Here is a 25,197-nt window from a genome sequence, read left to right as displayed (position 1 = left end):
CGGAGACATATGAACCTCGAACCGCTCGACCCCTCGACCCTCCCGGCGCCCGTCGACGTGTCGGACAACCGTCCGGCTCTCGCGATGGTCGACGCCGTCATCGAAGCGGGGCCGTACGACGCCACCTGGGAGTCGCTGTCCCGGTATCGCGCTCCCCAGTGGTACCGCGACGCCAAGTTCGGCATCTTCCTGCACTGGGGAGCCTTCTCGGTGCCGGCGTTCGGCAACGAGTGGTACCCGCGCACGATGTACCGGCGCGGCACCGAGGCCTTCGACCACCATGTGGCGACGTACGGGCCGCACGACCGCTTCGGTTACAAGGACTTCCTCCCGCACTTCCGGATGGAGCGCTACGACCCGCAGCAGTGGGTCGCGCTCTTCAAGCGCGCCGGCGCACAGTTCGTGGTGCCGGTCGCCGAGCACCACGATGGCTACGCGATGTACGACACCGCCCGCTCGCGCTGGAAGGTGACCGAGATCGGCCCGCAGCGCGACGTCATGGGAGACCTCTTCTCGGCGGTCGACGCGTCGTGGTTGATCGCCGGCGCATCGACGCACCGGGCGGAGCACTGGTTCTTCATGAACGGGGGAGCGGAGTTCGATTCCGATGTGCGCGACCCTGCCTACGCAGACCTCTACGGCCCGGCGCTGCGCAAGGAGATGAACCCCACCGAGCGGTTCCTCGAGGATTGGCTGCTCCGCACCGTGGAGATCATCGACTCCTACCGGCCGCAGATGCTCTACTTCGACACCGGCATCGAGGAGCCCTCGTTCGAGCCGTACATCCGACGCCTCGCCGCGTACTACTACAACCGGGCGGCGGAGTGGGGGCGGGAAGTCGTCATCAACTACAAGTGGGAGGCGTTCGCACCGGGATCGGCGGTGCTCGACATCGAGCGCGGCACGATGGACGGCATCCGTCCCGACGTCTGGCAGAACGACACCTCGGTGTCCCGGACGTCCTGGAGCTGGGTGGAGGGGCACGACTACAAGGACGCCTCCGAGCTCATCCAGGAACTCGTCGACGTGGTCGCGAAGAACGGCAACCTGCTGCTCAACATCGGCCCGCGACCCGACGGGACGATCCCCGAAGATGAGGTCGCACTGCTGGAGGCCGTGGGCGACTGGCTGGCCGTCCACGGCGAGGCGATCTACGGCTCCAGCCCGTGGGTCGTGTTCGGCGAGGGGCCGACGGCTCCGGCCGCCGGCTCGTTCACCGACGCAGCGGCACCCGTCTACACCGCAGAGGACATTCGCTTCACCACGATGACCGAGGTCGGCCACGATTACGTCTACGCGATCGGGCTCGTCCGCCCGTCGGACGGCCGCATGCGGATTCGCAGCTTCGGCTCGGACAGCCGTTCCCTCGACCGTCCGATCGTCGACGTGCGGGTCCTGGGCTCGCGCGAGCAGCCGGAGTGGACCCGCACCGGCGAGCACCTCGAGGTCGTGCTGCCGGAGTCCGAGACCGCCGGGCCCGGCGGCGCCATCGTGCGGGTCGAGCTGGCGCCGGAGACGGCGGAGACGCGCATCGACTTCTTCCACGGCCTGAACATCTGACAGCGATGCGAGCCTTCGTGATGGACGGACCGGGCCGCGGGTCGGTCGTCGACGTGCCCGATCCGCGGATCGGCGACTACGACGCCGAGGTGGAGATGCTCTGGTGCGGGGTGTGTTCGAGCACCGACAAGATGCTCCGCACCGGCACGTTTCGCGGCGGCGTCTCGTACCCCAGCATCCTGGGTCACGAGTCGGTGGGCCGGGTGACGGCGGTCGGTTCCGGCGTGCGCCACCTCGCGATCGGCGATCTCGTCACGCGGCCGGCCGCGTACGCGACCGAGTCGGCGCCCGTCGCGATGCACTGGGGTGGATTCGCGGAGCGCGGCGTCGTCCAGGACGTCCGTGCGGAGGCAGAGGATGGGGGCGTCAGCGGGGGCGTGGCACCCTGGGTGCGGCTCGCGCCCGAGACCGACCCGGTGTCGGCGGCGCTCTCGATCAGCCTCAGCGAGACCTTTAGCGTAGCCTGCCGTGAGGACGTGCTGGGGGCGACGGTCGTCGTCGCCGGCACAGGCGTCGCGGGCCTCTCGCTCATGCGGTACGCCGCATTGCTCGGCGCAGCCCAGATCATCGGCGTCGGGCGCCGCCCCGAGCGCCTCGAAGAAGCGGCACGTGCAGGGGCGACGGAGACTCTGCTCGCCGACGACGCCGCTGGTGAGCTGGCTCGGCGCCATGACGCAGACATCGTGTTCGAAGCCTCGGGCCAGGCGTCGATGGTCGACATCGAATTCGGCTGGCTCCGCCCGGGTGGTCGGCTCGTCGTTTACAGCGCCCCGGAGGGCACCGCAGAGCTGGACCTTATGGCGGCCCCGCGCGACGTGACCCTCCGCGTCGCGTCCACCCATGAGACCGCTGTGCTGCCGAACATCGCTCAGCTCGTGCAATCGGGCTATCTCGACGTCGATTCGTTCGTCACACTGCGCGTCGACCTTGCCGACATCACCGGCGCCTTCGACGCCATCGATCGTGGCGACGTCGTCAAGGCGATGGTGCGGCTCGGCTGAAGGTCCGTCCGCCGAGAACCCAGAACCAATGAAACGGAGAACACACACATGACCGAGATCGACACCGTGCCCGCCCGCCGCCTCGCGAGCGGGGCCGTGATGCCCGCCATCGGTGTCGGGACGTTCGGATCCGACCACTACGGGCCGGACAAGGTGGCCGCTGCCGTGGCCGCTGCGATCCGAGCGGGGTACCGCCTGGTCGACTGCGCCCCCGTGTACGGCAACGAGGCACAGGTCGGCGTGGTCCTCCAGGACGCGATCACCGGCGGCGTGCCCCGTGACGAGCTGTTCGTGATGTCGAAAGTGTGGAACGACGCCCACGAGCCCGAGGCCGCAGTCGCCTCGGTCCGCCGGTCGCTGCGCGACCTCCGACTGGACGTGTTCGATGCGGTGTTCGTGCACTGGCCGTTCCCGAACCACCACGCAGCGTTCGCCGACGCTGCCGACCGCGACCCAGACGCGCGCCCGTACATTCACGAGGAGTACATGGCGCTCTGGCACGCGCTGGAGGGCCTCGTCGATGAGGGGGTCGTGCGGCACCTCGGGACCTCGAACGTCACCATCCCGAAGCTGACGGCGATCCTTGCCGATGCGCGGATCGCGCCGGCGTTGAACGAGATGGAACTGCATCCGTGCTTCCAGCAGCCCGAGCTCTTCCGGTTCTGCCTCGATCACGGGATCCAGCCGGTGGGTTACTCGCCTCTGGGCTCGCCGTCGCGGCCCGAACGCGACCGCGTCCTCTCGGATGCGTCGGACATGGAGCATCCCGTCGTGGTCTCGATCGCCCGCGCGCACGGGGTGCATCCGGCATCGATCTGCCTGAAGTGGGCGGTACAGCGCGGCCAGATCCCGATCCCGTTCTCGGTGAAGGAGTCGCAGCTGGTCGCCAACCTGCGGTCGGTGGTCGAGGATCCGCTGACTCCGGCGGAGCTCGAGGAGCTGCGATCGGCGGAACAGAACAACCGCCTCATCAAGGGTCAGGTGTTCTTGTGGCCAGGGGCGGGCAGCTGGCTGGACCTGTGGGACGTCGACGGCACGATCCCCAGCTGGGATGGTTACGCAGCCGGCCGCGCAGCAGCGGAGGTGTCCGCATGATCACCGGCCCGCTCGTCCATCCTCCGCTGCTGGAGGCGCTCGCCTCGTCGGGCCACGGCTCCGGGGTGCTGATCGCCGACGGGAATTACCCATACCTGACCGCCACCGGATCGGGCGTGCGCCTCATCCATCTCAATCTGCGTCCCGGCCTGCTCGACGTCACATCGGTGCTCGACGCTGTGCTCACCGTCGTCAACATCGAATCGGCAACCGTCATGCAGACCCCGCCCGGGGTCGCCGCCCCAGCGCAGGACGACTACGAACGCAGGCTGGGCGCGGACGTGCCCATGGAGAGAGTCGACCGGTTCGCCTTCTACGACCGGGTGCGCTCACCGGACGTCGGCGTGGTCATCGCCACCGGAGACGAACGCCTGTACGGCAACCTGCTTCTCACGATCGGTCTGCGCTGACGCGGTTGCGCTTCCCGCCCGACGCTACAAAGCCACTCGACTGAGCGAAAAAGCGGCCTGAGCAGCCCCGCCTGAACACATGACCGGATTCGAGGAGACAATGAAAGCCACACCCGACTGGAACAACCCCGCCGCCTACGAATGGGGGAGTGAACCCGCTCATGCCACTCTGGTGACGTACGACACGCTGACGCAAGCGGTGCGGGCCGATCGCTCGGCATCGCCCTTCCGGGTCAGCCTCGACGGAGACTGGAAGTTCCGGTGGTCACCGAACCCGGAATCGCGGCTGCCCGATTTCGCAGACGAGAACGCCGACGATTCAGGCTGGGACCTCATCCCGGTTCCCTCGAGCTGGCAGCTGCACGGGTACGACTACCCGATCGGGGTCAACACGGTCCTGCCGTGGACCGGCGAGAACGGCAAGAACGAACAGCCCGCTCCCACCGGCGACTACCCGCACGCCCCGACTCGCTACAACCCGGTCGGCCAGTACCGGACGACGTTCGAGCTCCCTGAGTGCTGGGCCGGCCGGCGAACGTTCATCCAGTTCGACGGCGTGGAATCCGCGTACTACGTCTGGATCAACGGCCAGCGCGTCGGCTACCGCGAAGACAGCTATACCCGCGGTGAATTCGACCTGACCCCGTACGTGCACAGCGGGCCTAATGTGCTGGCCGTCGAGGTGTACCGGTGGTCAACGGGGTCCTACCTGGAGAACCAGGACAATGTGCGGCTCTCGGGCATCTTCCGCAGCGTGCTTCTGGTCTCCCGCACGCCGGTCCTCATCCGGGACTTCACCGTCAGGACTCCGCTCGCTGACGACTTCTCCGAGGCGGCACTCGAGCTGGCCGTCGAGGTGCGCGACTACGTCGGCGCGTACATCGGGGAGGACTTCCAGGTCAGGGCGACGCTCTTCGACGGAACGGATGCGGGGGCTGTCGAGGTCTGGTCGCGATCCGCGCCGGTTGAACCGGTGGCTCCCGGTCGAGATGTGTCCGCGGCGCTCACGGAGCCGGTGGTGTCGCCTCGGCTCTGGTCCGCTGAGCGCCCAGAGTTGTACACACTGGTCGTCGAACTCTGCGACGCGAATGCGTCGGTAGTGGATCGCGTATCCACCCGTGTCGGCTTCCGCCGAGTCGAGATCGTCGACGGCGTGTACCGGATCAACGGGCAGGCGCTCTCGCTTCGAGGCGTCAACCGGCACGAGTGGAATCCGCGAACCGGTCGCACCCTCAGTTCGGCCGACATGATCGCCGACATCACTCTGATGAAGCAGAACAACATCAACGCCGTCCGCACCTCCCACTACCCGAACGACCCGCGGTGGTACGAACTCGCCGACGAGTACGGGCTGTACGTGTTCGATGAGGCGAACAACGAAACCCACATCAACCGCGTCGACGCTGACGGGCGACCGAACATCCCGGGCGATCGCCCAGAACTCCGGGCGCCCCTCCTGTGGCGGATGCGGAACCTGGTCGACCGCGACAAGAACCACGCGTGCGTGATCGCCTGGTCGATCGGCAACGAGTCGGGAGTCGGCTCGAACCTGAAAGCCATGTACGACTGGGCCAAGAGTTACGATCCCACCCGCCCGGTGAGCTATCAGGATCCGAACGGCTCCGGCTCGCCGATCGTCCCCTCCGACATCTCCGACTTCGACGGCGACTTCTACCCGCCGGTGCCCGAGCTGATCGACCGGGCCGGCCGCGATCCGAGGCCCTACCTGCTCGTCGAGTACGCATTCAGCCAGGGGAACACCTCTGGCTATTTGGATGAGACGTGGGCGGCCATCCGCGAGCATCCGGGCCAGGTGCTGGGCGGCTTCCTGTGGGACTGGGCCGACAAGGGGCTGTGGTGGGAGATCGCGGGACGGCCAGGTGAGGAATTCCTCGCCTACGGCGGCGACTGGGGCGACGATCCCAACGAAGAAGGCGCACACATGAGCGGCCTGGCGCTTTCCGACCGAACCCCCACACCGAAGCTGGAGGAGGCCAAGCTGGCCTACCAACCAGTGAGCATTACCCTTTCAGACCCGGACACCCGGACCATAAAGATCACGAACGAGTACCTGTTCACGACCTTGGATGACCACAGACTGCGCTGGGCGGTCACTGAGGACGGAAATGCGATCCAAAGCGGAACGATCCCCGGCCAACGGCTCTCGATCGGACCGTTGCAAAGCGCGGACATCACACTGCCGTGCTCGCTGCCGAAGCAGCCGCGGGCCGGTTCCGAATACCGGCTGGAGCTCTCGATCGTTCTCGACGCTCCTGCTCCTTGGGCGAAACCGGGCCACGTCGTAGCCAGGGCGCAATTTGCGCTTCCCATCGTCGCTCCCGCCCTCGCGCTCATCCCGTCGGCGGAGTTGGCCTCGCCGCAGATCCGCCAGACCGAGGAGATGATCGAGGTCGCGGGCGTTGATTACGCGGTCAGGATCGACCGCTCCACCGGCCGCCTGACGTCTTTGCGATATGACGGCCGCGAAATGCTGGCAAGCGACCTGATGCCGAACTACTGGCGTGCACCGAATGATCCGGAGTTGTCGATACCTGAATTCAGGGAGACCCTGCCAGAGCCGTCTCAACCGTGGCGCGGCGTCGGTGAAGACTGGGCTATCAGCGAGATCGAATCGTCGTCCGTTCCGGGTGGTGTACGGGTAACCGTGCGCGGAAGCGTCGCCACTACGATACCGTTCCGTCCCAGCCAGCGCATCACGACTTCGCCGCAGTCGATCGTCTACACCATCTACGGAAACGGCCAGGTGGATGTGCTGTCGACATTCGAGCCCCTACCCGGCACGCCCAACCCGCAGGTCGTCGGTACGACATTCGGGCTACGGGCCGAACTCGCAACCATCGAATGGTACGGCCGTGGTCCGTGGGAGTCGACCGCCGACCGGCGGAGTTCGGCATTCTTCGGACGATACTCGGGATCGGTCGCCGATCAGGTCACCCGATACGGCCGACCGCAGGACACGGGGAACAAGGCCGACACCCGCTGGGCTGCCCTTACCGACGATGCCGGCAGAGGAGTGCTACTGGTGGCTGGAGGAAGCATGTACCTCAACGTCCAACCGAACAGTCCGGCTGAACTGGCCGGAAACCGTCACTGGCACGAGGTACCGGAATCGTGGCGGACCGTCGTACGCGCAGACGCTGCGCAGGAAGGCCTGCTCGGCGGCAACTGGGACCTGCTGACGCGCCCGGACAATTACAGCAATACGCCGGCCAAAGGGCCATACACCCTCCTCTACCGCGTCCTTCCCCTTCGCGAAGGGCAGGATCCGGCAGCTTTGGCGACGCAATACGTGGATACTGACCTCCCGAATTGACCGACCTGTGACCGCTCACCACCATCTGGAGATCATCCCCATGGCATCCGCCCCGCTCCCGCTCCCCGTCATCACCATCGACGACCGTGTCACCGAGTCGACCGTTCTCCCGCACGTCTGGAGCATGTGTGCGGGGGCGGGCCGGGCGAATGAAGCGCTTCGAGCCGACTGGCAGCATCAGTTCCGTGAGGCAGTGGATCGCCTCGGGTTCCGCTATCTCCGCTTCCATGGCGTATTCCATGACGACATGTTCGTGTACCGCGGCTCCTACGGCGGAGGCTTCGGGCCGGATCTGCCTCTCGAGACACCGGTGCACACCTTCTCCTACGTGGACAAGGTGTTCGACTTCCTGATCGATCTGGGGGTGCGTCCGTTCGTGGAGCTCGGCTTCATGCCGCGCGAGCTGGCAACCAAGACCGAGACCGTGTTCTGGTGGGGTGCGCACTGCAGCCCGCCCAACGACATGGATCGCTGGGTGGAATTGGTGGAGCGTTCGGTGGAGCACTGGATCGAGCGCTACGGTCTCGCCGAAGTGCGGGAGTGGCGGTTCGAGGTCTGGAACGAGCCCAACCTCGTTCCGCATTTCTGGACCGGCACGAAGACCGAGTACTTCGAGCTGTACGCCCGAACCGTGCAGGCCATCAAGGCCATCGATCCCGGGCTCAAGGTCGGCGGTCCGTCGACCAGTGTCTTCGTGCCGGACGAGCGCTACGCGGGAGAGACCGAGGACCGTTCGGCCGAGCACGCCACCGCCGCTGCATCCGACCCGGACGCGCTGGACTGGCGCCCGGTGTGGATCGAGGACTTCCTCGTCTGGTGCGCTGAGCGGGAGCTCCCGGTCGATTTCATCTCGACGCACCTGTACCCCACCGACTTCGCCTTCGGGGCCAACGGCGAGACCGTCAGTCTCACCCGTTACGCCGATGCCACGCCGGACGACTTGACGCTGCTGCGGCGGCTGATCGGCGAGAGCGCCTATCCGGATGCGGAGGTGCACATCACCGAGTGGTCGAGCTCGCCGTCGAGCAGGGACCACATCCACGACACGGTGTGCGCGGCCACCTACATCACGCGGGCCTATCTCCGGTGCGCAGATCTGGCCGACTCCATCTCGTACTGGACCTTCACCGACATCTTCGAGGAGGGCGGTGCGGGGATCGGCCCTTTCCATGGCGGATTCGGCCTGGTGAACGAGCAGGGCATCCACAAGCCGACCTTCCACGCCTTCGCGATGCTGAACCGGCTGGGCGATCGGCTGATCGCTTCCACCGCGCGGGGCGTCGTCTCGCAGCATGGCGCGACGGGTGAGCTGGCCGCGCTCTTCTACAACTACCCCGACGACATGAACGGCCGCTCGGTCGGCTCGCGCACCTCCTACGAGGCGACGCGCGATTTGATCGGAATAGGCACCGAAGAGCGCGTGCGGCACACCATCGGCGGGCTGGAACCGGGCGCCGTCTTCGCGGTCGAGATCCTCGCACCCGGGCACGGCGACGCGGCCGAAGCGTGGAGTGCCATGGGTCAGCCCCTCAACATCTCCCGTGCCCAGGCCGCCTACCTGCGCGAGCAGGGCGACGCCCTCCAGCGCCAGACCCTCATCGCCTCGAAGAGCGGGACCCTCGAAATCGACCTCGCCCTGGCCCCGTGGGCCGTCGCGTCGGTCTTCGCACTGTAGGACCACGATGACTCCGATCACCGGTGCCCGCGTCTTCGACGTGCGCATTCCAACGTCGCTCAGTCTCGACGGCTCGGATGCGATAAACAAGGACGGCGACTACTCCGCCGCCTACGTCGGCAACCTGCTTCTCACCATCGGCCTGCGCTGAGGGGCGGGCGCTCCTCACTCGTCGAGGCGCTTGACGGATGCCCCAGGGATGAGGTGCGCTTCGAGATACTCGATCCGTGGCGCGGGGCGCTCGCCCGGCGACTCGATGAGGTCGGCGATCAGCCGGGCCGCATGCGTTGCGATCTTCTTGGTCGGCTGCACGACGACCGTCAGCTTCGGTACGAGTGCCTGGGCGAGCTCGCGGCTGTCGAACCCGACCACGGAGATGTCGCGGCCGATGCGCAGGCCGGAGTCGTTCACGGCCGTCACGGCGCCGAGGGTGAGCTCGTAGTTCGCGGTGAAGAGCGCCGTCGGGCGGGGCCGGAGGGCGAGCAGTTCGTGAGCGGCCCGGTAGCCGGCTTCGATCGTCAGCGGCACGAGACGCTCCAGTGCAGGATCGGCCTCGACTCCATCGGAGGCCAGCGCACGCTCGAAGCCTTCCGTGCGTAGGCGCATCGAGGAGATCGCCGGATCGCCGGAGACCAGGCCGATTCGCCGGTGGCCGTGGTCGAGGAGATGGCGGGCGCCCAGGCCGCCGGCGGCGGCGTTGTCGATGAAGACGCCGTCGGCCTGGATGTCGTCGATGAACCAGTCGACCATCACGACGGGTACACGGGAGGCCGCGTCGCGGAGCGCCGGGGCATCGTGCGGTGAGGTGACCGCGACGATCCCGTCGACCATCCGGTCCATCAGAAGGCCGACCGTCTCGTCGCGTGGGTCGGGGCTTGCCGCCACGATCACGCTGATGCCGTGCGGGCGCAGGGCCTCCTCGACCCCGGCGATGATCGTCAGGTGGAAGTCGTTGTCGAGCGCGGGGAGCAGAACACCGACCGTCCGGGACCGTCGGGAGCGCAGCATGCGGGCGAACTGGTTGGGGCGGAAGTCGAGCTCGCGAGCCGCCGACTCGATCGCCTCGCGGTTGGCCTCCAGCACATTCAGACCGTTGAAGTACTTCGAGATCGTTGCGAGCGAAAGCCCAGTGGCCCGCTGGATGTCCTTGTAGGTCGTCACAGCCTCGTCTTTCCTCGGTGTCACGGCCGGCAATCACGTCGACGGCCGGCGAGATTTCTTCGGGCCCGCGATGCCCAGCATAATCGAGCAGAGGTGTAGCGCGAATCGTTTCACCCCGAACAGTAACTCCGCCAGCAACGGGTGAAAACCAACAGTGACCGGGAGGTATCCCTGGTTCGGAGAGGGGTATGCGCCTTTGGTATGAGACTTCCACGAGACTGCGAAGCATACTCGGGACCATGACTACTTCTTCCACCAATCCGACCATCGTCCTGGTGCACGGGGCATGGGCTGACTCGTCGAGTTTCGCCGCCGTCACCGCGTCCTTGCAGCTCGAGGGCTATACCGTCCTGTCAGCGCCCAACCCGCTCCGCGGCGTCGAGACCGACACGAAAGCCGTCGCCGATTTCCTTGCGCAAGCCACGTCCGGACCCGTCGTCCTGGCTGCTCATTCCTATGGCGGTGTCGTCATCACCGGAGCTGCGATGACGCACCCGAACGTAAAAGCCCTTGTGTACATCGACGCATACGCGCCCGATGACGGCGAGAGCGTCATCGGCCTCACGAACGCGCTCCCGGGCTCACTGCTCAACGTCCCCGATCCCACGACCGTGTTCGACTTCGTGCTGCCCGCTGCGGACGCGCCGCAGGGAGACTACGACAGCTACATCAAGCGGGGCCGTTTCCACGAGATCTTCGCCGAGACCCTTCCCGAGGTGGAGGCGAACATCCTCGGCGCGGGGCAGGCTCCTGCGACGCTCGCGGCTCTTGGAACCCCGTTCAGTGGGACACCGGCGTGGAAGACCATTCCGAGCTGGTTCTTCATCGGTGAGGTGGACCGTGTGCTTCCTGCCGCTCAGCAGCGCGTGATGGCGGAGCGCGCGGGCGGTGTCGTCGTTGAGGGCCACGCGCCGCACCTCTCCATGCTTGCCGAGCCCCGGAAGGTCAGTCAGTTGATCGTGCAGGCCTGCACGTCGATCAGCGAAAGCTGACCGGACTCAGGCCGCCGTGGCCGTCGCGCTGGAAAATGCGCCGGCGATGTTGAGGAACTGCTTCACAACCTTCGAGACATTGGCGGGATGCCTGGCAAAGCCGACCGTTCGTTGGATGGGCTGCGGCGGCGTTGCCAGCTGCAGCCCTTCGGCTCGGCCCATCATGGCCACAGAAGGTGGAACCACCGCTACAGTGCGGCCGGTGTGAGCGATCGGTACCAGAAAGTCGCAGTTCGCCACTTCCAGGTGTGATGCCGGCTGCATGTTCATCATCCCGTAGAGCAGCATTCCCCGCTGGTTCGGGTACTGAACTTCCGGCAAATGCATCATGGTCCGCTCCTCGAGCATGGGGGCGGTAAGGGTCGGGATGGGGCCGGTTGGATCCGTGTCAACGCCGCCGGGCCCCAGGACGACGTAGAAGTCCTGTTTGAGAATCGGGTGGGCAACAAGAGCCGGGGAGAGAACCGGGAGATCTACGATCGCCAGGTCGTGCAGACCGGCTTCCACCATCGCGACAGCGGCCGCAGTGGTCTCCGAGGATTCCATGCGGAACTCCACTTCAGGAAGCATCTCGTGGAATCGGCCGATGATGGGGCCGAACGTTGTACTGAGGTGGGATACCCCGACGATGCTCATGGACCCTCGAGTGCCTGATCGCACGAGGTCGATCGCGCCACGGACGGACTCGGCTTCGTGCAAGGCTCGGCGCGCGGGTTCGAGCAGCGCCCTGCCGGTGTCGGTGACGACCACCCCGTGCGGGGTGCGGATGAAAAGGCGCGTGTCGAGCTCGCGCTCGAGTTGTGCAACCCGCCGGGTCAGAGCGGGCTGGGAAAGATAGAGCGCAGTCGCAGCTCTGGAGAAGGATCCATGATCATGCACGGCCAGGACGGCTTCTAAACCTCTCAGGTCCACGGTGTGTCCTCTGCTCGTCCCGCTTTAGCGGTCGTTCATACTCTAAACCTGCCCAGTGCGCCATGTACAGTCGAGCAGCTGTCAGCGCAATGTCCCGCCACTATGGGTGACGGGACATTGCGCTGGATGGCTAGTGGATGGATTTGGCGGCGTCGAGGATGACGTTCGTCACCTGGATCGGCTTGGCCAGCATGGAGAGGTGCGGGGCGTCGACCTCCGTGATGGTCCCGTGCGCACGCTCCGCCATGAGGCGCTGTTCGGCGGCGGGGAGAACACGGTCAGCGGTGCCGATCACGAACCAACTGGGGATCGTGTTCCACGCCGGAGTCCCCATGAACGGAGTTCCGAGCGCGCCGAACGTGATGGGGCTCTGGCCGGCCGCCAGCACGTTGGTGATGGTGCTCGGCAGGCTTGCCGCGAAGACGGACCGGAACTTGTCCTGCCTGATATAGCTGTCCCAGTCGGGTAGGGCTGCGGTCGGTGACGGCAGAACAACGTTGAAGACGGTGCTGGGATCCGTCACACTCAAGAGCGACCCGGGAGAGGCATTGGTCAGAGACTGTGCGCTGTCGCCATCAGCGGGTGCGTAGGCGTCGATGTAGACGAGAGCCTTGACGTTCGGATCGGCGAGGGCGGCTCCGGTGATGAGCATGCCGCCGTACGAGTGTCCGACGAGGACCACAGGTCCGGTGGTTCGCTGGTTGATGAAATCGGCGACGGCCTTGGTGTCGGTCTGGAGGTCTCGAAGCGGGTCGGGTGCGGCCAGCACCGTGTAGCCGGCTGCCTGCAGCGCAGCAGTCTCCGGAGCGAAGCTCGAGGAGTCGGCCCACGCGCCGTGGACGAGCACGATGGTGGGCTTCACCGAGGAGGTGCTGGCGTGGATCGTCGAAGTCTCGGCGACGGATGCACTGCTCATCTGGGCGGGGATTGCTACGGCCAGGAGGCCTGCAACGGCAGCAGCGATCGCTGCGACTTTGGTGCGCGGTGCGCGGGTTCGGGGTTTCATGGGTTCGAGTATGTGCGCCCGGTGGCGTGAAGTCTCATGCCGGATGCGCATACCTGCGCCGCGGATTCGATAGGGCTTGGGCCGAGCTATTCGGGCACAGGAGGCCAGATGCTCCCGTCCCATTCGCGGACCAACAAGTCCACGCCGGTGAACACTCCGCCGGGGACCTGCTGCAGGCGGGACCCCTCAGCCAGGCCACCGAGGTCCAGGGGCGCGAATCCCATTTGGGCGAGGAGCGACTCGAATGCTTCTTTGGAGGGGACGTCGTCACCGCTGACGAAGAGAACGCGGCGATAGCCCGGGACGGGTCGAGGGTCACTGGCGAGAACGGTCGCGAAGAGACTGTTGAGCGATTTGATCACTCGGGCGTCACGGGCCATGTCCGCGACGATCTCGCTGGAGGAGAGCTCTCCCGGAAGGGGAGGAGAGTGCATGAAGAAGTGGTTGGTGGCATCGACGAGGGTCCGGCCATCCCATCCGCCAAGATCCGCCAACGCGGCCGGCACCTGAAGTGCGGGCACCGCGAGAATGACGATCTCCTCGCCGGCCGCTTCAAACTTCGAGGCGGCCCTGGCGCCTGTCCCGAGATCGCGTATGACGTCGGAGAGGCTGTCGGTTCCTTGCGTATTACTCAGGATGACCGTGTGACCGGACGCGATCGCACGGACAGCAAATGCTTGTGCGAGGGCCCCCGCGCCAATGATTCCGATGCGCATGCGTTCACCTTTCGAAGTGGCGGTTCGGGTCGGGTCCTGTGTGAGGGCCGAGACTCGCTGAGAGGGTCAATATGTCTGTGGAAACGTGCCTACGATGGTGAGCGGGGGCATCGTCTTCGAGCCGCCGAAGGAGATGCCGAATGCGATCGTCGAAAGCTGTGACAGCGCAGCGCCGGGACGAGATCCTGGACGTCGCCGTCAGGCAAATCAAACAGCGTGGCGTCGATGGCGTCCGGATCCCCGACGTCATGAACGACGCAGGCATGACGCAGGGCGGCTTCTACCGGCATTTCGACTCCAAGAGCAGCCTCACCGACGAAGCAGTACGCCGTTCGTTTGGCATACACCGAGACATCGTCGAGGGGATCTCGGACGAATGGCGCGGAGACCCCGGGGCGGCACAGGAAGCATTCGTCGAGTTGTACCTCTCGTGGGCCAACCCTGAAAGCCTGGCCATCGGGTGCCCTGTCAGCGCTCTTGCCGGCGACGTGGCTCGCGCACCGCTCAATGCTTCCGTCAGGCAGGTGTGGGTGGAAGAGCTCAAGAAGACCTTCGACGTTGTGAGCGTCCTCGGGGACGCAGAGGACATCTCACCGGACGAGCTGAAGGAACAGCGCGCCCGCGCGATCGCTGAATTCGCCACACTCGTGGGGGCGTCCATGCTGGCTCGCGCAGCGGCCGGCGACCCTCTTTCCGACGAGATTCTCGAAGCAGTGAGGTCACGAATCACCAGCGACACCCCCTAGCTCGGTGTGGCAGCTCGCGCACGTTCATCAGCTGCATCGCGAGCCCCCTCCCCAGCATTGACGCTCGTCCCAGTAGTCAAGCCCGGGCGTCTGCCGGCGTCCAATGTCGATAGCGAGGGCGACCGATCAGCTATTTGCATACCCCCGGAATCGGGGTGGCGTCTCTGGGAGCTGTGTCGCTTCCGGGTCGAGCGCTGCGAGCGCTGCAACGAGGACTCTTGCTGACCGGGTCTGGTCAGCCCGCCTGGTCGGTGGCGGCCCCGGTCGCGGTCGCTGAACGCTTCGCGGCATTCCGGATCACTTCGGGCCCCGTGACGAGCACGCGCCGCCACGGCGCGACCCCGTCGATTTCGATCTGAAGCGAGAAACTCAGCACCACCCGGATAGCCACGACGATCGCGAGCACGGCGGCGTCGGTGAGCGACGGAGTGCTGGTCACGGTCTTCACCAGGTCGGCCGCGACGAGGATTTCCAGGCCGAGGAGGATGACTCCGCCGATCGCCTCGCGCAGGGTGCGGTAGGCGACCGCGCCATCACGCGAGCGCCTCCAGGCCCGGATGGCGATGACGACAGCCACGATGAACCCGACGGCCATCGTGGTGACCCCGGCAGCCTCGAATACGAGGGTGACGGTCTCGAAGTAGCCCTGCATGCGCTCATGGTCCCACACCCCGCGCCGGAGTCGGGTGAAGCGGGAACGTGGAGTGCGGTGGGGGTGTCACAGCGGCGGGGGTGCCGTGTCAGGCTCGGGATCGGCCAGAAGGCTCTCTATGCGATGTTCTTGCGCCATCGCGCGGAGAAACAGGTCGCGGCGAAGCCGATCGACTCGTTGACCTCGAGCATCGGGCGGTTCTCCTCGGCGTTGACCGTCTCCACGCGTTCACACGCGGGGAACCGTGCGGCCAGTTCACGGAGATTGGTGAGCTTCAGCAGCATCCCGAGCCGGTGTCCGCGGTGCTCGCGCAGAACCAGGGTGTCCATCTGGTCGGCGGGCCGGTCGGACTCGGCCGACACGTCGAGCTCCGTGAACCCGGCAGCCTGTCCTGTCGCCTCGTCGACCGCGATCGACGTCAGTGCGATCCGCGGGCTTTCGGCCCAGAGGTCGTCGACGGAACGCACGCGGTCCGCCGTCCAGACGTCGGTCATCTGGATACCGGCGTTGGGAGCGTCGGTGCTCATCCGCGTGCGAAGAAGCGCGATGGCTTCGACCCACTCCTCCGGCGTGCGCCCCTGCCAGGAGACGGTCCGGTAGCCGGCAGCCGCGGTGACCGCTTCGCCGAGGCGAGCGGAAACCACGTTCGCGTCGGCGGGCAGCGGGAGAGCGCTGACGCGCCCCACTTGTTCCAGTGAGAAGCCGTGACGGCGCAGGAATCGGGTCGACGGGAGATCGATCGGCACCGACCCGAAACCCGTCGGTGCGGGGACGGCCTCGCCCTCGACGCCCGCCGGGTAGGTCGTCTGATTCTGGATGGTCGTGCGGCCGGCATCCTGAGCCAGCTGCTCGAGGCGGGCGTAGAGCGCAGAGCCGATGCCGCGGCCACGGAACCCGGGGAGGACGGAGATCGCGCCCCAGCATTCCCCTGCACCGACCGGCAGTGCCAGGTTCCCTCGGGCGACGACGCGGCCGCCGACTTTGGCGACGAGTCCGGCCATGGGCTTGGACTCGTCCTTCCAGTCCGGCAGCAGTTCGGCGGCGGTCATGACCTCGCCGGTGTGGCCGCGCTGCTCCGCCTCGACGGCGCTGCGCACCGCGGCCATGGCGATGAAGTCCGCCGCATCCGTCACGTCGATGCTGACCGGGACGACGAGCGGTTCGATGGTGAAGCCCGAGAGCGTGATGGTGTGATCTGAAGAAGACATGAAACCTCTTTGTTCGCAGGATCGATCGACTCACCCACGGTCGTGGGGAGGAAGGGAATCACTGCTAGAGGACCACGACGTTCAGCATTCCACAGCAGCGCCCCGCACGACAAGGCCCGGGCGCCACCCACTGTGAGACACTACAGTTCATGAGGCGTGCCACCATCTATGACGTGGCCCGTCAGGCGGGTGTCTCGCATCAGACGGTGACCAGGTTCCTCAACGGGTTCGAGGGGATTCGCCCCGAGACGCGCGAAAAGGTCCAGCGTGCACTTGCAGAGTTGAATTATCGTCCGAACGGCGCCGCGCGCTGGTTGAGGTCGCGACAGTCGAACAGGATCGGCGTTCTCGCACACCGCATGGAGCTTTCGGGTCCGGGCCGGATCATCGTGGGCGCGAACGCCGCCGCGCGCAGCCATGGATTCGTGCTCGACATCGCGTCGATGGATGGCGAAGACGCCGCCTCGGTCGATGCCGCCCTCGACCTGGTGATGGAGCACCAGATCGCAGGGGTGTTCGCGACCGCGCAGACGGATGTTGTCAGGGCCGCAGTCGCGAACCGGGCCATCGACATTCCGATCTCGATCGACTCCGGTGAGGGCCTGGCCTCGGCCGGGGATAATCCGCGCGCGCATCCGGGCCTGCTGGCGGCCGCCCACCTGGCCGGGCTCGGTCATCACCGGGTGGCGTTCGTGAACGGGCCGCGCATCTGGATCGCGTCGGGAGAGCGTAGGAACGGATTCGTCGGCGAGGTGGCCGCGCGGGGTCTTGAGCTGGTATGGGAAGCGGAAGGCGACTGGTCTGCCGAGTCGGGGTACCGCGCAGCGCGCGAGTTGCCGGACGGCGTTACAGCCGTCGCCCTCGCGAACGACAGCATGGCGATCGGTTTCATCTTCGGTCTCGCCGAACGCGGCATCCGGGTGCCCGAGGATGTGAGTGTGATCGGGATGGACGACTCTCCGGAGTCGCGGTACCACCTGCCATCACTGTCGACCATCCGTCTCGACTTCGAGGGGGAGGGCGCATACCTGATGAACGTTCTCATCGCCAACATCGAGGGCGAACCCGTCGCTGATGTCCCGGGTTACGAACTTCCCGAGCTCGTAGCGCGCGGTTCGACTGCCGCCATCGTCGCAGAGTAACCATCTGGTCACGGCCCTTGCGTCGCCGTCGAATGCCTGTGTAACCTATCGCTCAAGCTGAATGTTGTCGACAACATTGGTTGGAATGATTCGTTATGTTGTCGACAACAGATACCGACGCGGAAGGTCGACGATGACTCAGAACCCCCAGTTCTCCGGCGTGCTCTTCGGATCCGCTTACTACGCGGAGTACCAGGAGGCCGGGACGCTCGATCGTGACCTCGACCTGATGGTGGAGGCGGGTTTCACCGTCATCCGGGTCGGAGAGTCGGTCTGGTCGACGTGGGAGCCGCGCAACGGTGAGTTCGAGCTGGACTGGTTGCAGCCGGTGCTCGATGGGGCGCACGAGCGGGGCATCTCGGTCATCCTGGGTACGCCGACCTATGCGATCCCGCCGTGGCTCCAGACGTTGCACCCCGAGATCGCCGCCATCGGCGCCGACGGCCACGCCATCGGCTGGGGAGCTCGCCAGGAGATGGACCAGTCCATTCCTGTCTACCGCTGGTACGCGGAGCGGATCATCCGCAAAGTCATCGCCCGCTACGCCGACCACCCGGCCGTGATCGGTTATCAGGTCGACAATGAGCCGGGCAACAACCTGGCTCACAACGAGACCACCTTCCAGTCGTTCGTCGCCTGGCTGCGCACCCGATACGGCACGGTCGAGCGTCTCAACGAGGAGTGGGGGCTCGTCTACTGGTCGCACCGCATCGCCGAATGGTCGGAACTGTGGCGACCAGGTGGCAACCTCATGCCGCAGTACCAACTCGAGTGGCGGCGGTTCCAGGGTGAGCAGGCAACGGATCTGATCGCGTGGCAGGCCGGGATCGTGCGCGAGTATGCTCGCGACGACCAGTTCGTCACGACCTGTATCTCGTACCCGCGGCCGCAGATCTCGGATGACGAGCTCGCCGCCTCGCTCGATGTCACCGCCGGCAACCCGTACTACCTGATGCAGGACGGCCTCTCCGCAGACGTCGATCTTCCGCGACGTGTCGAGTGGTGGCATTCCGGTCCGTGGGCGCTGTTCCAGTGGGGCGACCGCGCTTTCTCGTCGGCGCAGGAGCGGTTCCTCGTCACCGAGACCAACGCTCAGTCGATCGGGGGTCCGTGGCAGAACCAGCCGCCCTATCCGGGGCAGATCAAGCAGGCCGCGTACGCCCTCATCAGTCGAGGCGCCCGCATGATCGAGTACTGGCACTGGCACACACTGCACTTCGGCGTCGAGACATACTGGGGCGGCATCCTTCCGCACAGCCAGCGTCCCGGGCGTATCTACCGCGAGGTGGCGGAGCTCGGGGCGAGCCTGAAACGCATCGGGGGAGCGCTCGACGACTTCGCCCCGGATGCCGACGTACTGATGCTCTACTCCACCGACACCAAGTGGTCGTTCGACTTCTTCCCGCCTCTGGCGACCGAAGACGGGGGGCCGGACCGGCGCTCCTACGCGCACATCGTCGACGCGTTCTACCGCGGGTTCAGCGAGGTGGGCGCCCAGGTGCGCGTGCAGCACACCCGCCAGTTCGTCGAGCAGGATGCAGCGGCGTTGGTCGCGGACTATCCGGTGCTCGTCGCCGCGGCGGAGTACGTGGCCGACGATGCCACCCTCGATGCGCTTCGCGCTTACGCAGAGGCGGGCGGACACCTCGTGCTCGGCATCCGTACCGGCTACGGTGACGAGCTTGCACGGGCCCGTCGTGGCATTGCGCCCGACCGTCTGCACGTAGCGGCCGGGGTCTGGTACGACGAGTACAGCAACCTCGCCGAGCCGGTTGCGGTGACAGCAGCCCGCGCCGGCTTCGAACTCGAGCCCGGCTCACAGGCGACCGCCTGGGTCGACGTCCTGAACGTCGACGGAGCGGAGGTCGTTGTCGAGTACGAGCCGACCGAACTCGGTGCGAGCGCTGCGATCACCACCACTGCCTTCGGAGCGGGCCGGATAACGTACGTCGGCACCGTTCCCAACCAGCCTCTCGCCCGCAGCATCGCGCGCTGGCTTGTGCCGTCCACCGAATCCGGGTCGTGGCGTACCGAACTTCCCGTCACGGTCAGCACCGGGCGGTCCGGCGAGAACTCGGTCGCCTTCGTGCACAACTGGTCGGCGACGACGCACGCTGTGACAGTGCCCGCCGACTGCACCCACGTAGAAACCGGTGAACATCTCGCTGCCGGATCCCGTTTCATCCTCGAACCGCGCGATGTCGCCGTGTTCGAGATCCCCGGTTCACAGGCGTGACCGGATCACCAAGAGAAAGAGAATGCTCATGAGGAAGAAAGCACCGAGAAAAGCAGTCGTGCTCGGCACCGGTCTCCTGGCTGTCGCCCTCGCGTTGACCGGCTGCACAGGCGGCGGCGGAACGTCGGGTACGACGACCAAGCCCGTCTCGCAGTCCGAGATCGACAAGGCGATGACGACCCCGACCACGCTCACGTTCTGGACCTGGGTTCCGAACATCAAGAATGAGGTCGCCCTCTTCGAGAAGAAGTACCCGGCGATCAAAGTCGACGTCGAGAACGTGGGCCAGGGAGCTCCGCACTACCAGAAGCTGCGCACTGCGCTGAAGGCGGGCAAGGGCGCCCCGGATGTGGCGCAGATGGAGTTCCAGTACATCTCGTCGTTCACGGTGACCGGCAGCCTCCTCGACCTGACTCCCTATGGGGCGTCCGGTCTCGGGAACGAGTACGTGCCCTGGGTGTGGAACCAGGTCAAGCAGAACAACGGGGTCTATGCCATCCCGCAGGACTCGGGCCCGATGGGCAACCTGTACCGCAAGGACATCCTCGACAAAGCTGGAATCACCAAGCCGCCGACGACATGGGATGAATACGCCGCGGATGCCGCAACGGTGAAGTCCAAGACCGGCGTGTACATGTCGGACCTGGCTTCGAGCCAGGCCGGCCAGATGCTCGGATTGCTGTGGCAGGCCGGCGTCAAACCGTTCGGGTACGACGGTAGCAAGGGCGTGAAGGTCGACGTCAACAGTGCGGAGGCGAAGAAGGTCGCGTCGTACTGGCAGGGCCTGATCCAGAAGGGATACGTCTCGACCGACCCCGATTTCACCGACAGCTGGTATCAGGGTCTCGCCAACGGCAAATATGCCGGATGGCTGACCGCGGCGTGGGCGCCCGTATTCTTGCAGGGCACGGCTGCAAAAACCTCTGGTCTCTGGCGCGCAGCCGCGCTGCCGCAGACCCCGGGCACGCAGGCAGCGTCCGGCAACTGGGGTGGATCGTCCGACGCGGTACTGAAGACGACGAAGAACCCGATCGCCGCCTATGAGCTCGCCAAGTTCATCAACAACGATCCCGAGTCCACCCTCATGTTCGCGAACAAGCAGTTCCTGTTCCCGACGTTGAACGCGACGCTGAAGGATCCTGCGTTCGTGGACCAGGCGGCGCCGTTCTACGGCGGCCAGAAGGTGAACGCCCTGTTCGCGAACATTTCGACCACCGTCGACACGAAGTTCGATTGGCTTCCGTACATGGACTATGCGTACTCGAGCTATACCGAGACGATGGGCAAGGCGCTCGCGGCGAAGGGTGATCTCTCCGCGGGTCTCGACGCCTGGCAGAAAGCGCTCGTCACCTACGGAACCCAGCAGGGGTTCTCCGTCAACAAGTAAGACCCGCAGGGTGGCGGGCACGACGACCCCGCCACCCTGCGGCGCACCTGGCCGAACAAGGGAGTTCATGATGACCCAGTCCGTCGCACCCGCCCCGGTGCGAGCGCGTGAGCGCACGAACCAGGAACGGCCGAAGCGCAGCGCGAACAAACGACGGCTGAACATCGCCGCGTACCTGTTCGTGGCGCCCTTCATGATCGTCTTCGTCGTCATGCTCCTGCTGCCGCTGTTCTACGCCGGATACCTGAGCCTGTTCACGACGCAACTCATCGGGGGCCAGACGTTCGCGTGGTTCGCCAACTATGTGAGGGCGTTCACCGACCCGGACTTCCTCGCCGGCATCGCACGAATGGCGCTGTTCCTCGTGATCCAGGTGCCGATCATGTTGGCGCTCTCGCTGTTCTTCGCGCTGGCACTCGACAGCGGAAGGGTGCGTGGATCGGTAGCCCTCCGGCTGTTGATCTTCCTGCCGTTCGCTGTTCCCGGCGTGGTGGCCACCCTGATGTGGGGTTACCTCTACGGCAACGACTTCGGTCCCATCGCCCAGACGTTCCGGGCCATCGGACTTGCCGCGCCCGACCTGCTCAGCGACCAGAACATGCTGGGCTCGATGATGAACATCGTCACCTGGGCATTCGTCGGCTACAACATGATCATCATGTATGCCGCCCTGCGCTCCATTCCGACCGAGTTGTTCGAGGCTGCGGAGATCGACGGGGCCAGTCAATGGCGGGTGGCATGGAGCATCAAGATCCCTGGTATCCGCCCCGCCATCATCCTGACGGTGATCTTCTCCATCATCGGCACCTTCCAGCTGTTCAACGAGCCGAGCCTGCTGCACTCGCTCGCGCCCAACGTCATCGACAACGGGTACACACCCAACTACTACGCGTACAACCTCGCCTTCACCAACCAGGACGTCAACTACGCTGCGGCGATCGCGTTCCTGCTCGGGATCGTGATCGCCGTCGTCTCCTACGTCGTGCAACTATCAGCCCAACGGAGGGAGGCCCGCAATGACTGAGACAGCAACGGACCGGACCGTCGCCACACCCGGAGTGGCAGTTCCCAGACGTCGCGCCCGGCGTGGCGACGCACGGGGCTACGCCCGGGAGAACCAGCGCAGCACCCTCCTCACGGTTCTCCTGTGGATCTGCGCACTCTATTTCCTGCTCCCGATCGTGTGGCTGTTCATTGCGTCGACCAAGAACAACGGCGACCTGTTCAGCACCTTCGGCTTCGCGTTCGGGCGTTCGTTCGATCTGTTCACCAACATCGGAGCGGTCTTCACCACGCAGAACGGCATCTACCTGCAATGGGCGATCAACACCCTGATCTACGCCGTGGTGGCCGCGATCGGTGCCTCGCTCCTCGCGACGATGGCAGGATACGCCTTCGCAAAGTACCGGTTCCCCGGGGCGCTGGTGATGTTCAGCATCGTGCTGGGGGCGATCATGATCCCGCTCACGGCGCTCGCCCTTCCGACCTACTTGATGTTCAGCCAGATCGGGATCACGAACACCCCGGCCGCTGTCATCGTGCCGTCGCTGGTGAGCCCGTTCGGCGTGTTCCTGATGCGGGTCTATGCCGCAGACGCCATCCCGGACTCGATGATCGAAGCAGGACGAGTCGACGGAGCCGGCGAGTTCCGCATCTTCTGGCAGGTGGGAATCCGGCTTCTCGCCCCTGGAATCGTCACGGTCTTCCTCTTCGCGCTGGTCGGGACCTGGAACAACTATTTCCTCCCACTGATCATGCTCAACAGCTCAAACCTCTACCCGCTCACGGTGGGCCTCGCCCAATTGCAGGCGACGAGCGCGGCTGGTGGAGGATCGCAGGCGCTGTTCTCGGTCGTGATCACCGGCTCGCTCGTTTCGATCATCCCGCTGGTCATCGCGTTCCTTTTCCTGCAGCGCTATTGGACGACCGGGCTCGCCAGCGGAAGTGTGAAGGAATGAGTGTGTTCTGGTACGGCGGCGATTACAACCCGGAGCAGTGGCCGGCCGAGGTCTGGCGCGACGACGTGCGGCTGATGAGCCGGGCCGGTGTGAATCTGGCGTCGGTCGGCATATTCTCGTGGGCGCGCATCGAGCCGCGTGAGGGCGAATTCGACTTCGCCTGGCTCGACGAGGTGCTCGGGCTGCTGAACGCGGGTGGGGTGCGCGTCGACCTGGCAACGGCCACGGCGTCACCGCCACCGTGGCTGGCGATCGCGCATCCGGAGATCCTCCCCGTGACCGAGGACGGTGTGACGCTCTCCTCAGGGAGCCGGCAAGCCTATTGCCCGAGCTCGCCGGTGTACCGGCGCTATGCGGCTCGCCTCGTGACGGCGATCGTCCAGCGATACGCCGACCATCCCGCCCTGGAACTGTGGCACGTCAACAACGAGTACGGGTGCCACGTCAGCCACTGCTATTGCGACCTATCGGCGGCAGCCTTCCGGGTGTGGCTGGAGGCGAAGTACGGCACGATCGAGGCGCTCAATGATGCGTGGGGCACTGCCTTCTGGTCGCAGCACTACGCAGCGTTCGATGAGATCATGCCACCGAGGGCAGCCCCGACGTTCAAGAATCCGACCCAGTTGCTCGACTTCGACCGCTTCAGCTCCGACGAACTGCTCGAGTGCTATCGGTCCGAGGCAGCGATCATCAGGCGCGCCTCGACCGTGCCGATCACGACCAACTTCATGGGGTTCTTCAAGCACGCGGACTACTGGAAGTGGGCGCAGGAGGTCGACATCGTCTCAGACGATTCGTATCCCGACCCGGTCGACCCGAACTCCGCCGTCTACGGAGCCATGCAGCGCGACCTGATGCGATCGCTCGGTGGCGGTAAGCCCTGGCTGCTGATGGAGCAGTCTCCAGGCGCTGTCAATTGGCGGGAGCGCAACGCGGCGAAGCGTCCCGGCCAGATGCGCGCGTGGTCGTACCAGTGCATCGGGCGCGGGGCCGATGGCATCCTGTTCTTCCAGTGGCGCCAGGCGGTCGCGGGCGCGGAGAAGTTCCATGCCGGGATGGTGCCGCACGGCGGGACGGACACACGGGTCTTCCGCGAGGTTGAGCAGCTCGGGACAGAATTGCGTGCGCTCTCCGAGATCGACGACCTGCTGGGCGCTGCTGTGCATGCGTCTGTTGCGATCGTGTTCGACTGGGACGCCTGGCGGGCGATCGAGCAGGAGGCTTCCCCAACGCGCGTGAGCTACCTGGATGGAGTCTTCGCCTGGTATCGAGCGCTCGCCGCTTGCGGAGTCACAGTTGATTTCGTACGACCGGGCGGGCGGCTCTCCGAGTATCGGGTTGTCGTCGCTCCGACGCTGTTCGTTGCGACGGACGAGCACCTGGCGAGCATGGACGCGTTCGTGCGTGAGGGCGGCACGCTCGTCGTCGGCCACCTCACGGGAGTCCTCGACCAGGATCTGCACGTTCGAACGGGCGGCTATCTCGGCGCACTTCAACGAACCCTCGGACTGTGGATCGAAGAGTTCGCCCCGCCTGCAGCGCCGGACCTGACCAACGTCGGCGGCACGGTTCCACCTCCCTTGACCGTGTCAGGCGAGGCCGTCGGCGGGACCGTCGCCGCATCGCTGTGGGGCGAGTATGTGCGCATCGAGTCGGCGACAGTGGAGGCCTCGTTCGTCGGGGACGCGCTCGACGGGCATCCGGCCGTTACTCGCCACGCTCATGACAGTGGAACCGCGTGGTACGTGGCCACCCAGCTCGAGCCCGCGTCCCTGACCTCGCTCCTCGACACCGTCCTGACGGGCGCAGGCGTGGACAGACTTCCGGTGGTCCCCGGGGTCGAATTCGTCCGGAGGGGATCGTATCTTTTCGCCATCAATCATTCCGCTGAGATCGTCGAGGTCGATATTCAGGGGGCGGAGATGCTGACGGGTACGAAGGCACTGGGTTTCGAGCTGGCCCCCCAGGGGGTCGCGATCATCGCACAATCAGGAGGTAACGAGTAG

At 65.8% G+C, this 25,197-nt stretch carries 21 protein-coding genes; 15 read left to right on the top strand and 6 right to left on the bottom strand.

Annotated features, from left to right (window positions below):
• The first annotated feature begins 9 nt into the window (after positions 1-9).
• From ACV7NN_RS09805 to ACV7NN_RS09775, 7 genes are all read left to right on the top strand, one after another.
• The gene (locus tag ACV7NN_RS09805) at positions 10-1,560 is read left to right on the top strand and encodes an alpha-L-fucosidase (protein WP_463349387.1); all 1,551 of its coding nucleotides are present in this window, start codon (positions 10-12) and stop codon (positions 1,558-1,560) included.
• A gap of 5 nt (positions 1,561-1,565) precedes the next feature.
• Entirely contained in the window at positions 1,566-2,561 is a 996-nt protein-coding gene (locus ACV7NN_RS09800; protein WP_463349386.1) for a zinc-dependent alcohol dehydrogenase, read from the top strand.
• Between the two features lie 48 nt (positions 2,562-2,609).
• Positions 2,610-3,656 carry an aldo/keto reductase family protein gene (locus ACV7NN_RS09795; RefSeq protein WP_463349385.1) on the top strand — a complete coding sequence of 349 codons (1,047 nt, stop codon included), beginning with the start codon at positions 2,610-2,612 and terminating at the stop codon, positions 3,654-3,656.
• Positions 3,653-4,066, top strand: coding sequence for an RbsD/FucU family protein (locus ACV7NN_RS09790; RefSeq protein ID WP_463349384.1), 414 nt, complete (start codon positions 3,653-3,655; stop codon positions 4,064-4,066). The genes ACV7NN_RS09795 and ACV7NN_RS09790 overlap by 4 nt, the downstream gene beginning before the upstream one ends.
• A gap of 100 nt (positions 4,067-4,166) precedes the next feature.
• Positions 4,167-7,400: a glycoside hydrolase family 2 TIM barrel-domain containing protein gene (locus ACV7NN_RS09785; RefSeq protein ID WP_463349383.1), complete on the top strand. Its 3,234-nt coding sequence runs from the start codon at positions 4,167-4,169 to the stop codon at positions 7,398-7,400.
• Positions 7,401-7,440: 40 nt separating this feature from the next.
• Complete coding sequence (locus tag ACV7NN_RS09780) at positions 7,441-9,075, top strand: GH39 family glycosyl hydrolase (RefSeq protein WP_463349382.1); 1,635 nt, start codon at positions 7,441-7,443, stop codon at positions 9,073-9,075.
• A 7-nt stretch (positions 9,076-9,082) separates the two neighbouring features.
• Positions 9,083-9,226, top strand: a complete 144-nt coding sequence (locus ACV7NN_RS09775) for a hypothetical protein (RefSeq protein WP_463351335.1) — start codon at positions 9,083-9,085, stop codon at positions 9,224-9,226.
• A gap of 14 nt (positions 9,227-9,240) precedes the next feature.
• Here the strand turns inward: ACV7NN_RS09775 and ACV7NN_RS09770 are convergent, their stop codons facing one another.
• Positions 9,241-10,236, bottom strand: coding sequence for a LacI family DNA-binding transcriptional regulator (locus tag ACV7NN_RS09770; RefSeq protein ID WP_463349381.1), 996 nt, complete (start codon positions 10,234-10,236; stop codon positions 9,241-9,243).
• Positions 10,237-10,475: 239 nt separating this feature from the next.
• Here ACV7NN_RS09770 and ACV7NN_RS09765 point away from each other — a divergent pair, with 239 nt between their 5' ends.
• Positions 10,476-11,228, top strand: coding sequence for an alpha/beta fold hydrolase (locus ACV7NN_RS09765; RefSeq protein WP_463349380.1), 753 nt, complete (start codon positions 10,476-10,478; stop codon positions 11,226-11,228).
• Positions 11,229-11,234: 6 nt separating this feature from the next.
• Here ACV7NN_RS09765 and ACV7NN_RS09760 read toward each other — a convergent pair whose 3' ends face one another.
• The 3 genes from ACV7NN_RS09760 to ACV7NN_RS09750 all read right to left on the bottom strand — a co-directional run bounded on the left by ACV7NN_RS09760 (position 11,235) and on the right by ACV7NN_RS09750 (position 13,862).
• Positions 11,235-12,140: a LysR family transcriptional regulator gene (locus tag ACV7NN_RS09760; protein ID WP_463349379.1), complete on the bottom strand. Its 906-nt coding sequence runs from the start codon at positions 12,138-12,140 to the stop codon at positions 11,235-11,237.
• A 130-nt stretch (positions 12,141-12,270) separates the two neighbouring features.
• Entirely contained in the window at positions 12,271-13,146 is an 876-nt protein-coding gene (locus ACV7NN_RS09755) for an alpha/beta fold hydrolase (protein ID WP_463349378.1), read from the bottom strand.
• An 86-nt stretch (positions 13,147-13,232) separates the two neighbouring features.
• On the bottom strand, positions 13,233-13,862 hold the full coding sequence (locus tag ACV7NN_RS09750; RefSeq protein ID WP_463349377.1) for an NADPH-dependent F420 reductase: 630 nt from the start codon (positions 13,860-13,862) through the stop codon (positions 13,233-13,235).
• Between the two features lie 140 nt (positions 13,863-14,002).
• Here ACV7NN_RS09750 and ACV7NN_RS09745 point away from each other — a divergent pair, with 140 nt between their 5' ends.
• Positions 14,003-14,608, top strand: a complete 606-nt coding sequence (locus tag ACV7NN_RS09745) for a TetR/AcrR family transcriptional regulator (protein ID WP_463349376.1) — start codon at positions 14,003-14,005, stop codon at positions 14,606-14,608.
• A gap of 235 nt (positions 14,609-14,843) precedes the next feature.
• Here ACV7NN_RS09745 and ACV7NN_RS09740 read toward each other — a convergent pair whose 3' ends face one another.
• Positions 14,844-15,260, bottom strand: coding sequence for a DUF1622 domain-containing protein (locus tag ACV7NN_RS09740; protein WP_463349375.1), 417 nt, complete (start codon positions 15,258-15,260; stop codon positions 14,844-14,846).
• A gap of 116 nt (positions 15,261-15,376) precedes the next feature.
• Complete coding sequence (locus ACV7NN_RS09735) at positions 15,377-16,468, bottom strand: N-acetyltransferase family protein (RefSeq protein ID WP_463349374.1); 1,092 nt, start codon at positions 16,466-16,468, stop codon at positions 15,377-15,379.
• Between the two features lie 149 nt (positions 16,469-16,617).
• Here ACV7NN_RS09735 and ACV7NN_RS09730 point away from each other — a divergent pair, with 149 nt between their 5' ends.
• The 6 genes from ACV7NN_RS09730 (at position 16,618) to ACV7NN_RS09705 (ending at position 25,197) form a co-directional block, all read left to right on the top strand.
• Positions 16,618-17,610: a LacI family DNA-binding transcriptional regulator gene (locus tag ACV7NN_RS09730; RefSeq protein ID WP_463349373.1), complete on the top strand. Its 993-nt coding sequence runs from the start codon at positions 16,618-16,620 to the stop codon at positions 17,608-17,610.
• 133 nt (positions 17,611-17,743) lie between these two features.
• A complete protein-coding gene (locus tag ACV7NN_RS09725; RefSeq protein ID WP_463349372.1) occupies positions 17,744-19,846 on the top strand; it encodes a beta-galactosidase in 2,103 nt (700 codons plus the stop codon).
• 28 nt (positions 19,847-19,874) lie between these two features.
• Positions 19,875-21,233 (top strand): ABC transporter substrate-binding protein, encoded by a 1,359-nt coding sequence (locus tag ACV7NN_RS09720; protein ID WP_463349371.1) that lies wholly within the window; start codon positions 19,875-19,877, stop codon positions 21,231-21,233.
• Positions 21,234-21,303: 70 nt separating this feature from the next.
• On the top strand, positions 21,304-22,257 hold the full coding sequence (locus tag ACV7NN_RS09715; protein WP_463349370.1) for a carbohydrate ABC transporter permease: 954 nt from the start codon (positions 21,304-21,306) through the stop codon (positions 22,255-22,257).
• Complete coding sequence (locus ACV7NN_RS09710) at positions 22,250-23,191, top strand: carbohydrate ABC transporter permease (protein ID WP_463349369.1); 942 nt, start codon at positions 22,250-22,252, stop codon at positions 23,189-23,191. Before ACV7NN_RS09715 ends, ACV7NN_RS09710 begins: the two co-directional genes overlap by 8 nt.
• On the top strand, positions 23,188-25,197 hold the full coding sequence (locus ACV7NN_RS09705; protein WP_463349368.1) for a beta-galactosidase: 2,010 nt from the start codon (positions 23,188-23,190) through the stop codon (positions 25,195-25,197). Before ACV7NN_RS09710 ends, ACV7NN_RS09705 begins: the two co-directional genes overlap by 4 nt.

It is taken from the genome of Leifsonia sp. Ger2509, assembly GCF_055231915.1.
This window is presented reverse-complemented; position numbering and strand designations above follow the sequence as displayed.

What these genes read in the sequence shown, in the direction of transcription:
- ACV7NN_RS09800 (WP_463349386.1), top strand. Translation starts at nt 1,566, where the DNA reads ATGCGAGCCTTCGTGATGGACGGACCGGGCCGCGGGTCGGTCGTCGAC.
- ACV7NN_RS09790 (WP_463349384.1), top strand. Translation starts at nt 3,653, where the DNA reads ATGATCACCGGCCCGCTCGTCCATCCTCCGCTGCTGGAGGCGCTCGCC.
- ACV7NN_RS09740 (WP_463349375.1), bottom strand. Translation starts at nt 15,260, where the DNA reads ATGCAGGGCTACTTCGAGACCGTCACCCTCGTATTCGAGGCTGCCGGG.
- ACV7NN_RS09705 (WP_463349368.1), top strand. Translation starts at nt 23,188, where the DNA reads ATGAGTGTGTTCTGGTACGGCGGCGATTACAACCCGGAGCAGTGGCCG.
- ACV7NN_RS09785 (WP_463349383.1), top strand. Translation starts at nt 4,167, where the DNA reads ATGAAAGCCACACCCGACTGGAACAACCCCGCCGCCTACGAATGGGGG.
- ACV7NN_RS09805 (WP_463349387.1), top strand. Translation starts at nt 10, where the DNA reads ATGAACCTCGAACCGCTCGACCCCTCGACCCTCCCGGCGCCCGTCGAC.
- ACV7NN_RS09750 (WP_463349377.1), bottom strand. Translation starts at nt 13,862, where the DNA reads ATGCGCATCGGAATCATTGGCGCGGGGGCCCTCGCACAAGCATTTGCT.
- ACV7NN_RS09735 (WP_463349374.1), bottom strand. Translation starts at nt 16,468, where the DNA reads ATGTCTTCTTCAGATCACACCATCACGCTCTCGGGCTTCACCATCGAA.
- ACV7NN_RS09710 (WP_463349369.1), top strand. Translation starts at nt 22,250, where the DNA reads ATGACTGAGACAGCAACGGACCGGACCGTCGCCACACCCGGAGTGGCA.
- ACV7NN_RS09755 (WP_463349378.1), bottom strand. Translation starts at nt 13,146, where the DNA reads ATGAAACCCCGAACCCGCGCACCGCGCACCAAAGTCGCAGCGATCGCT.
- ACV7NN_RS09720 (WP_463349371.1), top strand. Translation starts at nt 19,875, where the DNA reads ATGAGGAAGAAAGCACCGAGAAAAGCAGTCGTGCTCGGCACCGGTCTC.
- ACV7NN_RS09780 (WP_463349382.1), top strand. Translation starts at nt 7,441, where the DNA reads ATGGCATCCGCCCCGCTCCCGCTCCCCGTCATCACCATCGACGACCGT.
- ACV7NN_RS09730 (WP_463349373.1), top strand. Translation starts at nt 16,618, where the DNA reads ATGAGGCGTGCCACCATCTATGACGTGGCCCGTCAGGCGGGTGTCTCG.
- ACV7NN_RS09775 (WP_463351335.1), top strand. Translation starts at nt 9,083, where the DNA reads ATGACTCCGATCACCGGTGCCCGCGTCTTCGACGTGCGCATTCCAACG.
- ACV7NN_RS09745 (WP_463349376.1), top strand. Translation starts at nt 14,003, where the DNA reads ATGCGATCGTCGAAAGCTGTGACAGCGCAGCGCCGGGACGAGATCCTG.
- ACV7NN_RS09765 (WP_463349380.1), top strand. Translation starts at nt 10,476, where the DNA reads ATGACTACTTCTTCCACCAATCCGACCATCGTCCTGGTGCACGGGGCA.
- ACV7NN_RS09795 (WP_463349385.1), top strand. Translation starts at nt 2,610, where the DNA reads ATGACCGAGATCGACACCGTGCCCGCCCGCCGCCTCGCGAGCGGGGCC.
- ACV7NN_RS09715 (WP_463349370.1), top strand. Translation starts at nt 21,304, where the DNA reads ATGACCCAGTCCGTCGCACCCGCCCCGGTGCGAGCGCGTGAGCGCACG.
- ACV7NN_RS09725 (WP_463349372.1), top strand. Translation starts at nt 17,744, where the DNA reads ATGACTCAGAACCCCCAGTTCTCCGGCGTGCTCTTCGGATCCGCTTAC.